This window comes from Agrobacterium sp. CFBP 3001 (assembly GCF_027871605.1).
In the GTDB taxonomy this organism is placed as follows: Bacteria; Pseudomonadota; Alphaproteobacteria; order Rhizobiales; family Rhizobiaceae; genus Agrobacterium; species Agrobacterium leguminum.
Window position 1 is genome coordinate 14,090 of the sequence record NZ_JAQAHD010000007.1, and the last position, 16,251, is coordinate 30,340.

The window sequence follows — 16,251 nt, forward strand, 5'->3', positions numbered from 1 at the left end:
ATCACGGGCGGGATTGAAGGGCGCTCAGGGGTTTTGGGGTTGGTGGCCAATACGGGCCGGGCTGTTCGTGTAGAGCCTTAAGACTTCGCGACCAGGAAGAGCTGCATCGAGTCTTGAAGGAATGCGATACGCAGGTGCGTCGCCTCCGGAGCGGCCGCCATCATGGCTTCCAGCTGTTCCGCATCGATGAAATCGACCCCGTCATCGCCGCCGAAGGTCCGGCGTTTGACAGCGAACCAGTCGTCATTGGTGCGGGGATCGCATTCCTCGGCATAGACGACCAAAGGCTTGGCACCCTCGGGCAGTTTGCCGTTGGACAGGAGGTAGACGCCCTGATCACCGACGAGCCAGAGACCCGGCTGTTCGTCCTTGCCAGGGTGCAGGCCGTAATAGGGATTACGAAAGCCGTTATTGGCTTCCGCGTCGGCACGACCGCGGGCGATGACCTCGCGGACCGATGTGAGCGGGAAGGAAAGCATGGCGCACCTCCTTCATGCGGCGATCGACGAGGGGAGGTGGCGCAGCTGCACCGGCAGCTTGGCCGCGATTTCGTCGTCGGTCAGCTCGTCCAACAGTTTCAGGGTGCCGCCAGCCGCGCCGTCGTAGAGCATAATCGTGCGCGTGCCGCGTGCGGCTCCAGGCCAGCGATCGCCGGCATAGCCACGGTAGTCCTCCACCGTGATGCTCCAGATATGCTCCAGGCGTTCCTCGCGCGTCATGGCGCGCACCGGGCGGCTCTCACGCTCGATGATTTCGACCCGCATGCGCTCGACGGACTCCCTGTCGGAAATATCGCAATAGCCATGGAAATGCCGGATGGCGCCATCGATGCGCAAGGCGAAGAACACTGATGTCACCGAACCCGTCAGAAACTCGCGCATCGCGAACATCGAGCCGCGGATCCAGAGCGGTGGAAGGATCTCGAACATATAGTCGTGCTCGGCCTCGCCGATCTCGAACCATTCGCCGGCATAGAGGGGCGAGGCGTCGCCATCCCAACGGTTCGGACGCTGGGCGTGCCGGTCGAACATCCGGAACATTTGCTGGCGTGAGGCGACGCCCTGGAAGACCTTACGGATTGCGGGAGAGGGGTTCATCTGCGGCTCCTTCGAGAGGGTTCCGGACCGAAGCGCAGCATTGTCCTTCCGACCTTGCCATCCTCTTCAGTCCTTCATGACACCTTCCGGGCCGCCGGCATCGCGGCCGGCCGGGTCAAGGGCCGGCTCCGCCGGGCGAAGCTTCCCTTGACGCGGGCGGCGCGAATGCGGCACGCCGCCTTCCTTTCTTTCCCGTTTTTCCTTCTCCCTGATTTTCAGGGTCTCGTTCCAGTCCTCCTCAGTTGGGCGGAGCCTCGACCAATCGCAGCCGGCCTCGTCAGCGAGCGCCCGCAACCGCTCGGCAAACATCTCCCCTTGCGGATTGGCGTCTGTCGCGGCGACCAGGTGGGCGTCAGATCGTGAAGCCAACAGCCGCAGCGCCGCCTCCGTCGACGGCGACCATCCGCCCCCGGTGCTGAGATAGACCGTTCCATCGCGCGGGCCCTCGATGGCGGCGAGGCTCATGGCGTCGATCGCAGCTTCCGTGACGGCCAGGCGCAACGCTGTGACCGGTCCGAGGCGGAAGAGAACCTTCGTTCCTCCGGAGGCAAAGCCCCGATATTCAGGCCCTCGCGCCTCCCAGCCGGTGACAATCCCGGCATTGTCCGTATGCGCTGCCCACATGCTGCCATATGGACCCTCCCGAAGGCGGTCTTGCCTGATCGTGGCGCGGAGCAAAGGGGCCGGCAGGAAGCGCTCACTGTTGAGATAAGCCCATGTCGACGAGCCGGGCCAGGGACGGCGGCGTGCCTGCCAACGCTCGCGCAGAGAAAGGTCGTGGCCGTGATCAGGCGCTGGCGCCTGCCATTCCGGCTCGCTGATCGCGAAACCGACGAGGTCGGCGACCCTCCCGGCGCCTTCGAGAAATCCGACATGATCGAGATGTTCGATAAGTCCGAACACATCCCCTTTCGCATCGCTGAGCGGATCGAACCATCCGCGCCCCTCATGAGTGACGATGATGATCTCGCTCCCTCGGCGAAACTTCACCGCCCGCCGGGTGCTTTCCTTCACGTCGACGGCGAAGCCTGCCTGTTCGAGTACCACCGCGCAGCTCACCCGTTCGCGTAGCGCCTCAATTTCTTCTCTGTTCATGCTTTTTCCTTTTTGCCTTCCTTGCCCGTCACTTCGCAGGCGCACTTCCTCCAGCCGCGAAGAGCAAAGGCGGCAAGGGCGCGGCTGACAATTGTCGGATCATGCAATACCCGGCCGCGGCGCAGCCTCCCTTGCGGCCTGCCGCTCGCAAGCGGCACGCCGAAGGCACAAGGCCGGCTTAATGAGCCGGCCATGGGAAGAACTCATGGACGATCTCAAGATCGTCGTCGGCGTCGATCTCATCGGAAGGAAGCACGCCGTATTCGCCGTCGACTTCGAAGACGGTGACCGGGACCATCAGGTCACGGGAAAGCTGGAAGGCGTGGGACTGAGCGAGGGAAAGATCGTGCGACATGTGAGAGGCTCCTTCGGGAGCGGGCCAATCCCGCTCGATGGCTCCTCAAAAGGCCCGACGACGGGCGCGATCACCGCGAGGCGAAGCCGAAGCGGCCGCAGCTGGCTAGCGGACCCTTTACGGGTTGATCGTGGAAGATCCGGCGCCGGGCCAGGACGCCATCACAAAAGAGCGGGATTGGGCTGCTTCCGCTGGAGATAGAGGCTCCACGCACGCCTATTGACCCTGCGGCAGTTTCGCGCCGTCTCGGCAGCAACAACCGTGCCGGATTTACGCCATCCATCGACCGGAAACTCAGCGAATCCGGAGCGTTTCCGAGGGCGTTTCGCCGAACGCTTGATAATAGGCGGCGGCGAACCGCCCCATATGGGAGAACCCCGCATTGCGCGCCGCATCGGAAATCGATCGTGAGCCGCCATCGCCTACGAGAGCTCTGCGGGCCGCTTCGAGGCGGATCGTTCTGAGATAGCCCAAAGGCGTGGTTCCCTTGAAGCGCTGGAAAGCCGCCTGCAACGCCCTGACGCTCGTACCGATCTCGGCTGCGATCAGGGCGACCGTGATCGATTGCGCCAGGTTCGCGTGCATGTAATCGATCGCGCGTTTCACATGCCAGGGGACAGCCGGCGAGACCGGCCGCTCCAGTCGCGGCATGTAGCTGTTGGGAGCGACCTCCAGAAGTGCGATCATCGTCGCCTGAAACAGGCGCTCAATGGCGGCCGGTGGCAATCGATCCACGTCGGAGAGATTGACACAACTCCAGACAAGATGGCCGAGTGCTGCCAGCCGCAGACCTTTCTCGGTGGTGAGATCGACGACGCGGTCGAATTCGAGCTCCGCCGTGACAGGACCATCGAGCAGCTCACTGACCTGCTGCACCATCGCCGACTTTTCGAAGGACAGGCCGATATAGCTCGGATGTTCATGAGGAGTCAGCTGATCGAACCGCGTAAGATCTTCCAGAAAACCGACTGTTCGCGTCGTGGAGAAACGGTGCGCACCGCCACGGCTCTCCGGCAACGCGGCAGAGGAAGGCAGGTAAAGAACATATGCGTCAGACGCGCCATCGAACGCCTGTTTCAGGGCTGAACGACACTTTCCCTTCCAGGCGCTGAAACGGCCGACAATGTAATGTGCATCTCCGGCAGAAGACACGTGGTCGCGATCCAGCCGGCCCGCGGGGCCGGTCTGCACGATGTCGCCATGTCGGAGTGCAGCATGCTGCAATAGATCTCTCCAAAACCTGAGTCTGGTCGCAAAACAGCAGCGACGCGAACCTATGCATCCCCGCGTGAACCGTTCACTTCCGTCGCGGCCATTGCCTTGACGAGGGATACGACCTGCCGGCGCACTGCGGGTTCCGCAATCCTGGCGAATGCACCGTTGAGATCCCTGCCTTCGTCGGATTGGACGAAGGCGCCCAGCTCTGTTTCCGCGGTGGAACCTCTCGGTCGTTCAGCTTGTCCGTCTCGGGTGTCGGAATTGAAGAATGACGACACAGGCACGCCCAGCACATTCGCGACGTTGAGCAACCGGCTCGCGCCGACGCGGTTCGTGCCCTTCTCGTATTTCTGGACCTGCTGGAAGGTGACGCCCAAAGCCTCGGCGAGCTTGGCTTGACTCATTCCAAGCACGCGCCGCCTTGTGCGAATTCTCGCACCGACCTCGACATCGATCGGGCTCGGTGTTTTGGGCGCGTTCTGATTTTTCACATGATCGGTCATTTCATCGCCATCCCTGTCGTTGAAAGGTCGTGGGTTTGCTGCTTGCCGCCCTGCGGCCAACATCAGTCGGGCTCCGAAAGGTTTGCCTTCTCAAGAGCCTCCTGCATCGTGCTTGCCTCGAGTGCGCCAAGCGCCTGATCGAGATAACCTTCGATTTCGACGACGCTCTTGCCTTGGAGCAAGGCGATTTCGTCGACTGTCTTGCCCAGCGACACCCACCGAAGGCAGGTTTTTTCGATGGGCGAAAGCATCCATGGCGTCATGATCAATCGCTTTCGTGTTTCTTGTGATACCTCGCACAATTGGGCGGATCGTCCGCCCGACACTTTTTTCCCGGACTTCGGCAACAGAACGAGCGGGCGTCCTACGTCCTCGTCGCCTCGCAGATTTGAAGAAAGCTCTCGGCTCGCAGACTAGCGCCGCCGACAAGAACACCGTCGACGTTTTCAAGAGCAAGAATCTCGATCGAATTTTCTGGTTTGACGGAGCCGCCGTAGAGGATCCGCATTTGAGCACCGACCGGTCCATAGGCATCGATCAGACTGGATCGGATGCAGGCATGAGCGGCGAGAATTTCGCCTTGGTCCGGCAGGCGTCCGGTCCCGATGGACCAGACCGGCTCATAGGCTATGACCAAGGCGATTTCGTTCATTTCGGCGGGCAGGCAACCCTGCAGCTGGTTTTTCAGGACAGCGAGCGTCTCCTGGCGGAGATGCTCTGCTTCTGTCTCACCCACGCAGATCACCGGAGTGAGGCCGGCGCTGAGCGCAATCTCGGCCTTGCGCCTGACGATCGCGTCCGTCTCGCCCTGATACTGACGTCGCTCGGAATGACCGAGTATGACGACGCGGGCGCGGCAATCGGCGATCATCCTGGCGGATATGTCGCCGGTATAGGCGCCAGCTTCCTGAGCGCTGCAATCCTGGGCACCGAGAAGAAGTCGGCTTCCGGCGGTTATTCTCACGGCGGATTGCAGAAGCGTTGCCGGAGGACATATAGCCACGTCTGCGCTGAGGTCGCCGATGTTCCACGCGAGCTTTTCGATCTCGGCGAGATCGGCCGTAAGCCCGTTCATTTTCCAATTGCCGACGATGAGCCGGCGGGGTGTATTGATCATGATCTGCCCCGATTAGTGGCTGTAGCGCTTCGCCATCTCGGCAAGCGGCAAGGGCTTGATGGCAGAGGCATGTCCGGCGGCGCCGAACTGCTCGTATCGGTCGCCGCAGACCGCTGCCATCGCCTCGATGCCCGGGGCGAGGTATTTGCGCGGATCGAATTCGTCGGGATGGAGGGCAAAGACGCGGCGGATCGCGCCGGTAAACGCCATTCTGAGGTCCGTGTCGACATTCACCTTGCGGACACCGTGCCGGATACCTTCCTGGATTTCTTCGACCGGAACGCCATAGGTCGGTTTCACGTCACCGCCATGCGCGTTGATCAGTTCCTGTAATTCCGCCGGCACGGACGACGACCCATGCATGACGAGATGGGTGTCGGGCAGACGGGCGTGGATCTCTTTCAGGCGCTTGATGGAAAGGATGTCGCCGTCCGGTTTCCGGGAGAATTTGTAAGCGCCGTGCGACGTGCCGATGGCGATGGCGAGCGCATCCACCTTCGTCAAGCGCACGAATTCCGCAGCCTCTTCCGGATCGGTCAGCAACATGTCGCGGCTGAGCTCGCCGTCGAAGCCGTGCCCGTCCTCCGCTTCGCCGCGGCCGCTCTCCAATGAACCGAGATGGCCGATCTCTCCTTCGACGGAGACGCCGACCAGATGCGCCATCTCGGACACCTTTGATGTCACCGCAACGTTGTCGTCGAAGCTGAGAGGCGTGCGGCCATCCTCGGACAGAGATCCGTCCATCATCACCGAGGAGAAGCCGGCAAGAATTGCCGACATGCAGGTCGAAGCCGAATTCCCGTGGTCCTGATGCATGCACACCGGGATATGCGGATACATCTCGATCGCCGCACGGATCAGATGCGACAGCGTCGCATCGCCTGCGAAAGCTCTGGCGCCGCGGCTTGCCTGCATGATGACCGGGCTATCTGTTCGAGCCGCAGCCTTCATGATGGCGAGCATCTGCTCCATGTTGTTCACGTTGAATGCCGGGATGGCGTAGCCGTTCTCGGCGGCGTGGTCGAGCAATTGACGAAGGGTGACGAGAGCCATTTACGAGCCGATCTCCTCTTGCGAGTGATGGATTTGGTGGAATTGCACGAGGCGTTGGATTTCGTTGCTCGAGCCGAGCAAGACCGACACGCGCTGATGATGAGCCTGCGGTTGGATGCGAAGGATGTCTTCGGTTCCGGTGGAAGCTGCACCGCCGGCCGCCTCAATGAGGAACGCCATGGGATTGGCTTCGTACATCAGGCGAAGCTTGCCGCCGGCGCGACGATTGGAATCGTCCGCCGGATAGAGGAACACCCCTCCGCGCGTGAGAATGCGATGCACATCCGCGACCATGGAGGCCGTCCATCGCATATTGAAATCCTGTCCGCGTGGCCCAGCGGACCCTGCAAGGCATTCGTCCACGTACCGGCGGATCGGTTCGTCCCAAAAACGTTGCCGCGACGAGTTCACGGCAAACTCGGTCGTTTCCGTGGGGACGCGCATGCGCGCATTGGTCAGTTTGAATTGCCCGTCGGACGGATCCAGCGTGAAACCGACCACGCCGAGGCCGAAGGTGATGACGAAGAGCGTGGACGGCCCATAGATGGCATAGCCGGCGCAGAGATAATCCCGGCCTTTGCGCAGAACGTTGGTATCGCCGTCTGCCTGGACCTGGCTGACGGCAAAGATCGAACCGACGGAGAGGTTGACCTCGAGGTTCGATGAACCGTCCAGTGGGTCCACGTAAAGAATGAGGTCGCCCGCGGCGGGAGCTTTCAACCAGGTGACGTCCTCCGCTTCCTCAGAAACATAGGCGGCAAGCGAGACCGCCTCGCCGCATGTTTCGCGAAACACACGATCGGCCAGGACATCGAGGAGCTTCTGATCTTCACCCTGGACATTCGTCGTGCCGGCGCTGCCGATATGGTTCTGAAAGGCTGCTTCCTTCAGATGATCGGCTACGACGGTCGCAGACGCTGCTATGCTTTCAATCAAGCTTGCCAGGGCAGGGTCGATTTTCCTCTGGAGCAGATATGCGCCAAGTTCGATGTCTGGTGTGATCGTCATGTTTCAACCTGTCATGTGGTCCCCGGGGGATCCGATTTCGTTACTCCGCTTCAAACGCTGTTCTGTCCCGCCACATACAGTTCGGTGACGACTTCATGCCGCACTTTGATTGGCCGGTTGGTGCGACAGTTCCTCGGCGTTTGAGAACCCAAATTCTCGTGCATTTCCTTCGATCCTGAACTGCTGAACCAGCGCCAGCAGGCTGTCGGCCTGGGAGGCGAGCTCGCGGCTTGCGGCCGTCGTTTCCTCGACCATCGCCGCATTGTGCTGTGTCATCTGGTCCATCTGATTGACGGTCGAGTTGACCCCCTGCAGCGCGCTCGACTGATCATGGCTGCCACGGGCGATCGTCTCGACATGCTGGCTGATGGTGACGATCTGGGTGCTGATCTTCGCAAGGACCGCGCCGGTTTCCTGGACCAGATGCGAGCCGGTATTGACCTCGGCCGTCGACTTGTTGATCAGGACCTTGATCTCCTTGGCCGCCTTGGCGGAGCGTTGCGCGAGTTCGCGCACCTCCTGGGCAACGACAGCAAAGCCTTTTCCTGCCTCGCCTGCGCGGGCCGCTTCGACGCCGGCATTCAGCGCCAGCAGATTGGTCTGGAAAGCGATCTCGTCGATCACACCGGTGATCTGCTCGATCTGGCGGGAGGCCTCCTCGATGCGGCCCATGGCGTCGATCGCGTTGTTGACGACGATCGCCGAGTCGTCGGCGCTCTGCTTGGCCTGACGGACGATCTGGTCGGCATCCTTGGCCCGTTCCGCCGACGAGCGAACCGTGACGGTGATCTCGTCGACGGCGGCAGCCGTTTCCTCAAGCGAAGCAGCCTGCTGCTCGGTCCGCTTGGCGAGGTCCTCGGCGGCCTCCGCCATCTGGTTGCCATTGCCCTGAATCATTTCGACATTGTCGCGGATCTGCCGCATCGTCGCCTGCAGGTGCAGCATCGAGGCATTGAAGTCCTGCCGAAGCTGATCGAGCTCACCGTCGAGAGGACGGCCGATGGTCACTGTCAGATCGCCGCTCGCCAGCTTGTGCAGGCCGGATGCAACCGCCTCGACCGCGTTACTGATGGCAGCCGCATCGCGGGTCTTGCGCAGGTCGTCTTCCTGGCGTTGTTGGCGCGCGAGCGACCTCGACTGTTCCGCCTCATTTTCCACGCGGATCTTTTCGAGCGCGTTGTTGCGAAAGACATCAAGCGCCCTTGCCATCTCGCCGATCTCGTCGCGCGTTTCGACGCTGCCGATCTTTTCATCGAGCTTGCCTGATGCAACCGCCTTCATGGAGGCCGTCAGCGCTTCGATCGGAGACTTGATGGTTCTCAGCAGCAGATAGCCGGCGACGCAGCCGAAGAGCAGGGCGATCACGGTCGTCACTAAGGATATGGTTTGCGCCTGGTCTTGGGCCGCGGATGCATGGCCGCGCTGGATGTCGGCGAATAGAAGGATCTTGTTCCAGGCGTCATTCATGCTGGCGCTCGCAGCCTTGAAGGCAGCGTCACGTTCTCCGACCTTGACGAGGAGTTGGTCGAACCTCTCCGAGGTCCCGCCGATCACGTCGATGGCTTTGCTGGCCAATTCCTGGATAGGACCGTTGGCGGCATGCTGTTCTTTCACCTTGCCGAGATAGAAGCCTAGCCCCTTGAGACGGCCCTTCACCTTCTTGAGGGTATCGTCGTTCATTCCACCCAGAAAATCGGAGGAGGCGATCCGAAATTCATAGTTCATGGAATTGATCTTGTTCAGCGTTTCCGCCGTCGCCGCTTGTGCCGCCGCCTGGTCGGCGGGAATGTTGAGGTAAGTCTGCAGCTTGGACTGCACGTCCGACAAGGTTGCGAGATCGCTAGCGATACCCTCGCGAAGTTTCCTCTCGTCGCTGTGCATTTCCCAGAGGCCGTCGATCGTCCTGGAGACCTCTTCGGCAATCGTCCCGGCGGCAAGCAAGCTCTGCCGTTCATCCTGCTCTTGGGCGAAGGACAGGCTCGTCGATATCTTGGCGCTCTGGTCGGCGAGCAGCGCCTTCAGCGCGTCGCGCTTGGCCTCGGTCGCCTCAAGCAGGAAGGAGTTCATCCCGTCCTGGGCTTGTTTGATCGCAGACAGCGTGACCATCCCGCTCGAGCTGCTCGCGAGCTGGGTATTCAGCATGTTGCCGGAGAGATAGTTGACGAGGCTCAAGCCAGCGATGCCGACAAGTATCGGCGTCAGCAGGCAAAAGATTTTGGTCCGGATCGGTCCGCGCAGCAGCAGGAAGTCAAAATGAATGCTCATGATTCTCCACCCAAGATAACGAGGTCCAATAATAATTATTCTGAGTGAATGAATATCCGGTAAAATTGATCTCGAATTAGTAATGTCTCAGGAATATTCGGCCGCGGCCGACTCCAGGAGCTCCAGAATCCGGGCGGTCACTTCCTCGGGAGCGGCAAGACCATCGATTTGAAAGTACGGCGACCGACCCTTGTAGAACTCGCTGACAGAGAGGGTCTCGGCCCGATATGCCTTGAGGCGCAGTTCCAATGTTGCGGCATTGTCATCGGCGCGCTGTGCGCCGGCGGACTCTGCCGCTCTTCTGCAGATGCGGTCGTAGAGTTCTTCCTCCGGGACGACGAGCTCGATGACAGCCGTCAGGGAATGCTCACCGAGTGATTGATCCAACGCGGCAGCCTGCGAGATCGTGCGCGGGAACCCGTCGAGCACAAAGCCGCGTTGAGCTTCCGGACCGGCAATCCTGCTGGCAACGATCGCCGAGACGGTATCGTCGGAAACGAGCCCGCCGGCTGCCATTGTGGCCGCGACCGCCAAACCGAGGGGCGTTCCCGCCTTGACCTCGGCCCGGAGGATATCGCCGGTCGACAGATGCGGGATGCCGAGCTTTTCGCAAATGCGCTTTGCCTGGGTCCCCTTGCCGGACCCGGGCGGGCCCATCAGTATCAGTCTCATGGGATAGTCCTTTCCTTCGGTCTAGGCCGCCTCGGCTCTGTTCTGCCGGTTGGCGATCAGGTCGTCGACGACAGCGGGATCGGCAAGCGTCGAGGTGTCGCCCAGCGACCCGAAATCGTCCTCGGCGATCTTGCGCAGGATGCGGCGCATGATCTTTCCCGAGCGGGTCTTCGGCAGGCCCGGCGCGAACTGGATCTTATCAGGCGAGGCGATCGGCCCGATTTCCGCGCGGACATGTTTCACCAGCTGCTGGCGGAGCTCTTCGGACCCTTCGCTGCCCGCCATCAGCGTGACATAGCAATAGATGCCCTGGCCCTTGATGTTGTGCGGATAGCCGACGACGGCTGCCTCGGAGACGAGGTGATGCGATACCAGGGCGGATTCGACTTCCGCCGTCCCGAGCCGGTGGCCGGAGACGTTGAGCACGTCGTCAACACGGCCGGTGATCCAGTAGTAGCCATCGGCGTCGCGGCGACAGCCGTCGCCGGTGAAATATTTCCCCTCGTAGGTGGAGAAGTAGGTCTGGATGAAGCGCTCGTGGTCGCCATAGACCGAACGCGCCTGACCCGGCCAGCTGTCGGCGATGCAAAGATTACCGTCGGCGGCCCCTTCGATGAGCTTGCCTTCGGCATCGACGAGCTCCGGTCTGATGCCGAAGAAGGGCCGTGTAGCCGAGCCGGGCTTCAGGTCGGTCGCGCCAGGCAGCGGCGTGATCATGATGCCGCCGGTTTCCGTCTGCCACCAGGTATCGACAACAGGGCAGCGCCCGTCGCCGACCGTATGATAGTACCATTCCCAGGCTTCCGGATTGATCGGCTCGCCGACCGAGCCAAGCAATCGCAGGCTGGATCGGCTGGATCGTTTGACGAAATCATCGCCGGCGCCCATCAGCGAGCGGATTGCGGTCGGCGCGGTGTAGAAGATGTTGACCTTGTGCTTGTCGATCACATCCCAGAAACGGCCAGCATCGGGGAAGGTCGGGATCCCCTCGAACATCAGCGTCGTCGCGCAGTTGGCGAGCGGCCCATAGACGATATAGGAATGTCCGGTGACCCAGCCGACATCGGCCGTGCACCAGTAGATATCACCGTGCTGGTAGTCGAACACATATTCATGCGTCATCGAGGCGTAAACGAGATAGCCGCCGGTGGTGTGTAGAACGCCCTTCGGTTTGCCGGTCGAGCCTGACGTATAGAGGATGAACAGCGGATCCTCGGCTTTCATCGGCTCGGGCGGGCAGTCCGCCGAAACAGTGGCTGCTTCCTCGTGATGCCAGAGGTCGCGGCCCGGCGCCCAACTGAGCGGGCTGCCGGTGCGGCGGATCACCAGAACGTTCTTGACCATGACGTGACCGCGCGCGGCGATATCGATCGCCTTGTCGACATTGGCTTTCAACGGAACCGGCTTGCCGCCGCGCAGGCCTTCGTCGCAAGTGATGACGAAGGTCGACTGGCAATCGACGATACGGCCACCCAGCGCCTCGGGTGAAAAGCCGCCGAACACCACCGAATGGATCGCGCCGATACGGGCGCAGGCGAGCATCGCATAGGCCGCTTCCGGCACCATCGGCATGTAGATGGTGACGCGGTCGCCCTTCTTGACCCCGTGCTTCTTCAGGACGTTCGCCATACGACAGACGTGCTCGTAGAGCTCGCGGTAGGTGATCTTCCTGTCGAGCGACGGATCGTCGCCTTCCCAGATGATGGCGACCTGGTCGCCGTTTGTCGCGAGGTGCCGGTCGATGCAGTTGTAGGAGACATTGGTCTCACCGTCCTCGAACCATTTGATCGAGACGTCGCCGGTAAAGGAGGTGTCCTTTACGCTGGTGTAGGGCTTGAACCAGTCAATGCGCTTGCCGTGCTTGCCCCAGAACTGCTCGGGGTCGGCGACGCTTTCCGCGTACCATTCCTGGTACTCGGCCTTGTTGATCAACGCATGGCTCTCCACCGGCTTGGCGACCGGATAAATCTTTTCCGACATGAAAACTCCTCAAACGTCACGCTGTCGGCCGGCACGATCGATGCGCGGCGGCCGACCAAAGAATCTCACTGCGCGGCGACCTGCCGCTGGATGATTTCAGAAATGAATTGGTCGAGAAGGGCCACTTCGCTGTGGCTGAGATGCAGCCCCTTCTTCGAGCGTCTCCAGAGAATGTCATTCGTTGTGCGCGCCCATTCGTGCGCCATCAGATAGACCACTTCGGCTTCGTAGAGATCGGACCCGAACAACCGGCCGAGGTCCTCGATCTTCTCGGCAGTGCCGAGAAGAGCGGATGCCTTGGTGCCATAGCGGCGAACGAGCCGGCGCGCATGCGAAGGGGCGAGGAACGGATAGTCCTTGTGAAGCTTGGTCACCTCCGCCTCGTAGCCTTGAACCGGAAAGTCGCCGCCCGGCAGATGGCTCTTGGCGGTCCAGGGAGCCCCCTTGGTGCCGATCGCCTCACCGATCTTCTCCAACGCGTGCTCCGCCAGACGCCGGTAGGTGGTGAGCTTGCCGCCGAAGACGTTGAGGAGCGGAGCCCTGTTGACCTCGCTGCCGACGAAGCCGTCAAGTTTCAGCACATAATCGCGCGTCGCCTCCTGCGCCTTCGTGGCGCCGTCGTCGAAAAGCGGGCGGATCCCCGCATAGGTCCAGACGATATCGTCCTGCCTGACCGGCTCCTTGAAATATTCGCTCGCCGCCTTGCAGAGGTAGTCCGTCTCCTCCTGCGAGATCCTGACGTCCTTCGGGTCGCCGCTGAAGTCGCGATCGGTGGTGCCGATCAGCGTAAACTCGTCCTCATAGGGAATGGCAAAGATGATGCGATTGTCGGGGTTCTGGAAGAAATAGGCCCGCGGCCCGTCGAACTTCTTCTTCACGACGATATGGCTGCCCTGGACGAGACGGACGTTGCGCGCCTCATTCTTGCCGAAGGCGCCTCGGATCACATGGTCTACCCAGGGACCGGCCGCATTGACGAGCATGCGCGCCCGGTGAACCGCCGCGATCCCGGAGATCGCGTCCACGGTCTCGATCGTCCAGAGCCCGTTCTCGCGCCGCGCCGAGACAACCTTGGTGCGCGGCATGATCAGCGCGCCCTTGTCGGCAGCATCGCGGGCATTGAGCACCACGAGGCGGGCATCGTCGACCCAGCCGTCGGAATATTCAAACGCCTTGGTGAAGAGCGCCTTCAGCGGTTTGGCCGCCTCGTCGCGGCGCATGTCGAGTACCGCTGTCGGCGGCAGCAGCTTGCGGCCGCCGAGATGGTCGTAGAGGAAGAGTCCGAGACGGATCAGCCAGGCCGGGCGAATACCGCCCTTCTGATAGGGCAGCACGAAGCGCATCGGCCAGATGATGTGCGGCGCCATCGCCCAGAGCACCTCGCGCTCCATCAGCGATTCCCTGACCAGCCGGAACTCGTAGTGCTCGAGATAACGCAAGCCGCCATGGATGAGCTTGGTGGCACCCGATGATGTGCCGGATGCAAAGTCGTTCATCTCCGCCAAGGCGACCGAATAGCCGCGACCGACCGCGTCGCGCGCGATCCCGCAACCGTTGATGCCGCCGCCGATTACGAACAGGTCGTGGATCTTATCTGCCATCTCGGTCTCCCGTAACGTCACGCCGTTGCCGCATAGGAAAGCGTGCTTGCAACGGCGGCGCGCCATTTCCGATAGCGTCGCGCCCGCTCGTCAGTGTTGAGGTTGGGGGTGAAGCTGCGCTTTGCCTTCCAGTTCGCGGCAAAGGTCTGAAGATCGGGCCAGACGCCGCTCTCAGCGCCCGCAAGTGCCGCAACGCCGTAAGCGGTCGCTTCCTGGCTTTGCGATCGCTCGATGACGCTGCCCAGGCAATCGGCCAGCGCCTGCATGGCCCAATCGCTGCCCGACAGGCCGCCGTCGACGCGAAGGGTCGCGCCCCTGACCTCCATCGGGTAATCGCAGGCCATGGCCTCAAGGAGATCGCGCGTCTGGTAGCAGACGGATTCCAGCGTCGCCCGCGAAAGTTCCGCGATCCCCGTCCCTCTCGTCAGGCCGAAAATCGCGCCACGAGCCTGCGAATTCCAGTGCGGTGCACCGAGCCCGGTGAATGCCGGCACCAGATAGACGTCTTCCTGTTCGTCGGCCAGATGCGCAAGACGGCCCGTCTCGTCGGCCTCCTTGATGAGCTTCAGGGAGTCTCGCAGCCATTGAACCGCGGCCCCTGCCATGAAGATCGAACCCTCAAGCGCGTAGGTCGTTTTGCCATTGAGGCGATAGCCGATGGTCGACAGCAGGCGGTTGGACGACCGGACAATCTTATCGCCGGTATTCAGAACGACGAAGCAGCCCGTGCCGTAAGTCGATTTGAGCATTCCGGGCTTCAGGCAGGCCTGACCAAGCAGGGCGGCCTGCTGGTCGCCGGCGAGCGCCCGGATCGGAATTTGAGCGCCGAAATGGGCGGCGATCGTCTGACCGAAATCGTCAGCACAATCCTTGACCTCAGGCAAAAGAGCCCGCGGCACTCTGAAGGCGCCTAGCAATTCGTCGTCCCAGCAATTCTCACGAATGTCGAACAGCGAGGTGCGCGACGCGTTGGTGGCGTCCGTCGCATGCACGGCGCCGCCGGTGAGCATCCAGGTGAGATAGGTGTCGATGGTGCCGCACAGCAGTTGGCCGTTCTCGGCCGCGCGCCGCGCGCCCTCGACATTGTCGAGGATCCAGGCGATTTTCGTGGCGGAAAAATAGGGATCGAGCAGAAGACCGGTTTTTTCCTGTATCAGGGGGCCAAAGCCGTCTGCGCGAAGGACCTCGCAGGCGCCGTAGGTCCGCCGGTCTTGCCAGACGATCGCTGGATGGATCGGCTTGCCCGTCGACCGCTCCCAGACGAGGCATGTTTCGCGCTGATTGGTTATGCCGATCGCCGCGACGTCGCGCGCCTCTATGCCGGCCCGCGCAAGAGCGTTACGGGAGGTCTGAAGGACAGATTCCCAGATTTCAGTGGCGTTGTGCTCGACCCAACCCGACTTCGGAAACGACTGGGATATCTCTTTTTGATCGATCGCGATCGGCTGGGCATCAGGGCCGTAAACGATGGCTCGTGAGGACGTCGTCCCCTGGTCGATCGCCAGAACATAGCCGGTCATGGAAGCCTCAAATCTTGTTGGCGGAAGGGGACCGCCAGCGTCCTTGGGAGGGAGGCGCTGGCGGCCGGCGGCGGAAGACTGCTAAGCCGCAGCGTTCTTCGCCTCTTGTGAGAAAATCGCTTCGACCTTCGCCGCGATCGCATGGCCGAGCGTGATGTTCGTCTCGGCGGAGAAATGGATTCCATCGCAGCCGTCGGTCTTTACAAACTCGCCGGCGTCGAGGAAGTCGACCTTCAGGAAGTTGGCGAGCGCCTTGTACTGCTTTGCGAGTTCGAGCGACTTTTCGTAACCGCCACCGAACATGCCTTCGAACCACGGGTCAGGCATGGGAGCGAGCGGCGGCGGCGAAACGATCAGAAGCTTCGGGGCAGGGTAGGGCGTGCCGATCCCGCCGGCCGAGGTCAGAACCTGTCCGGCAAGCTTGCCCATGCCGTTGGCGATCTCATAGGGCGTGCGGCGGAAATAGGACTTGGTGTCGTTGGTGCCGAGAAGGATGATGACGAGATCGAGCGGCAGATGGCTGGCGAGCGCCATCGGCAGGTAGGCGCTGCCGTTCAGCCTGGGATCGTTCGGATCCTCGACGCTGGTCGTGCGGGCGGAAAGGCCTTCCTCGATGATTGAATAGCCGTCACCGAGTGCCGCAGCCATTGCACCGGTCCAGCGCTGCTCAAAGGGATATCTGAGCGTCGGCGACGACTCCGGTACCGGAATCCAACCCCATGTGAGTGAATCCCCAAAACATAATATTGAGCGGCTCTCTGCCATAT

General features: G+C 61.7%; 15 protein-coding genes and 1 pseudogene. All 16 read right to left on the reverse strand.

Annotated elements, in window-relative coordinates:
- Nucleotides 1-77: 77 nt before the first annotated feature.
- The 16 genes and pseudogenes from PH605_RS11170 to PH605_RS11245 all read right to left on the reverse strand — a co-directional run bounded on the left by PH605_RS11170 (nucleotide 78) and on the right by PH605_RS11245 (nucleotide 16,249).
- On the reverse strand, nucleotides 78-479 hold the full coding sequence (locus PH605_RS11170) for a DUF3085 domain-containing protein (protein ID WP_010900282.1): 402 nt from the start codon (nucleotides 477-479) through the stop codon (nucleotides 78-80).
- Between the two features lie 12 nt (nucleotides 480-491).
- Nucleotides 492-1,097, reverse strand: coding sequence for a DUF1419 domain-containing protein (locus tag PH605_RS11175; RefSeq protein ID WP_010900281.1), 606 nt, complete (start codon nucleotides 1,095-1,097; stop codon nucleotides 492-494).
- 66 nt (nucleotides 1,098-1,163) lie between these two features.
- Nucleotides 1,164-2,192, reverse strand: coding sequence for a DUF3991 and toprim domain-containing protein (locus PH605_RS11180; protein WP_010900280.1), 1,029 nt, complete (start codon nucleotides 2,190-2,192; stop codon nucleotides 1,164-1,166).
- 178 nt (nucleotides 2,193-2,370) lie between these two features.
- A complete protein-coding gene (locus PH605_RS11185; protein WP_162854485.1) occupies nucleotides 2,371-2,547 on the reverse strand; it encodes a hypothetical protein in 177 nt (58 codons plus the stop codon).
- A 294-nt stretch (nucleotides 2,548-2,841) separates the two neighbouring features.
- On the reverse strand, nucleotides 2,842-3,771 hold the full coding sequence (locus PH605_RS11190) for an AraC family transcriptional regulator (RefSeq protein WP_142845055.1): 930 nt from the start codon (nucleotides 3,769-3,771) through the stop codon (nucleotides 2,842-2,844).
- Between the two features lie 50 nt (nucleotides 3,772-3,821).
- Nucleotides 3,822-4,268, reverse strand: coding sequence for a helix-turn-helix domain-containing protein (locus tag PH605_RS11195; protein WP_142845056.1), 447 nt, complete (start codon nucleotides 4,266-4,268; stop codon nucleotides 3,822-3,824).
- Between the two features lie 62 nt (nucleotides 4,269-4,330).
- On the reverse strand, nucleotides 4,331-4,531 hold the full coding sequence (locus tag PH605_RS11200; RefSeq protein ID WP_142845057.1) for a helix-turn-helix transcriptional regulator: 201 nt from the start codon (nucleotides 4,529-4,531) through the stop codon (nucleotides 4,331-4,333).
- Nucleotides 4,532-4,632: 101 nt separating this feature from the next.
- Nucleotides 4,633-5,385 carry a triose-phosphate isomerase gene (gene tpiA / locus PH605_RS11205; RefSeq protein WP_010900276.1) on the reverse strand — a complete coding sequence of 251 codons (753 nt, stop codon included), beginning with the start codon at nucleotides 5,383-5,385 and terminating at the stop codon, nucleotides 4,633-4,635.
- 12 nt (nucleotides 5,386-5,397) lie between these two features.
- A complete protein-coding gene (gene fba / locus PH605_RS11210; protein WP_010900275.1) occupies nucleotides 5,398-6,438 on the reverse strand; it encodes a class II fructose-bisphosphate aldolase in 1,041 nt (346 codons plus the stop codon).
- Nucleotides 6,439-7,446 (reverse strand): class 1 fructose-bisphosphatase, encoded by a 1,008-nt coding sequence (locus tag PH605_RS11215; protein WP_010900274.1) that lies wholly within the window; start codon nucleotides 7,444-7,446, stop codon nucleotides 6,439-6,441.
- A gap of 93 nt (nucleotides 7,447-7,539) precedes the next feature.
- Nucleotides 7,540-9,153, reverse strand: a pseudogene (locus PH605_RS11220) (methyl-accepting chemotaxis protein); the annotation flags it as partial.
- Nucleotides 9,154-9,798: 645 nt separating this feature from the next.
- Entirely contained in the window at nucleotides 9,799-10,383 is a 585-nt protein-coding gene (locus tag PH605_RS11225; protein ID WP_010900272.1) for an adenylate kinase, read from the reverse strand.
- Nucleotides 10,384-10,404: 21 nt separating this feature from the next.
- On the reverse strand, nucleotides 10,405-12,363 hold the full coding sequence (gene acs / locus PH605_RS11230) for an acetate--CoA ligase (protein WP_010900271.1): 1,959 nt from the start codon (nucleotides 12,361-12,363) through the stop codon (nucleotides 10,405-10,407).
- 65 nt (nucleotides 12,364-12,428) lie between these two features.
- A complete protein-coding gene (glpD, locus tag PH605_RS11235) occupies nucleotides 12,429-13,964 on the reverse strand; it encodes a glycerol-3-phosphate dehydrogenase (RefSeq protein WP_142845058.1) in 1,536 nt (511 codons plus the stop codon).
- Between the two features lie 17 nt (nucleotides 13,965-13,981).
- Entirely contained in the window at nucleotides 13,982-15,484 is a 1,503-nt protein-coding gene (gene glpK / locus PH605_RS11240; protein WP_010900269.1) for a glycerol kinase GlpK, read from the reverse strand.
- Between the two features lie 81 nt (nucleotides 15,485-15,565).
- A complete protein-coding gene (locus PH605_RS11245; RefSeq protein ID WP_010900268.1) occupies nucleotides 15,566-16,249 on the reverse strand; it encodes an SGNH/GDSL hydrolase family protein in 684 nt (227 codons plus the stop codon).
- Between the last annotated feature and the right edge of the window lie 2 nt (nucleotides 16,250-16,251).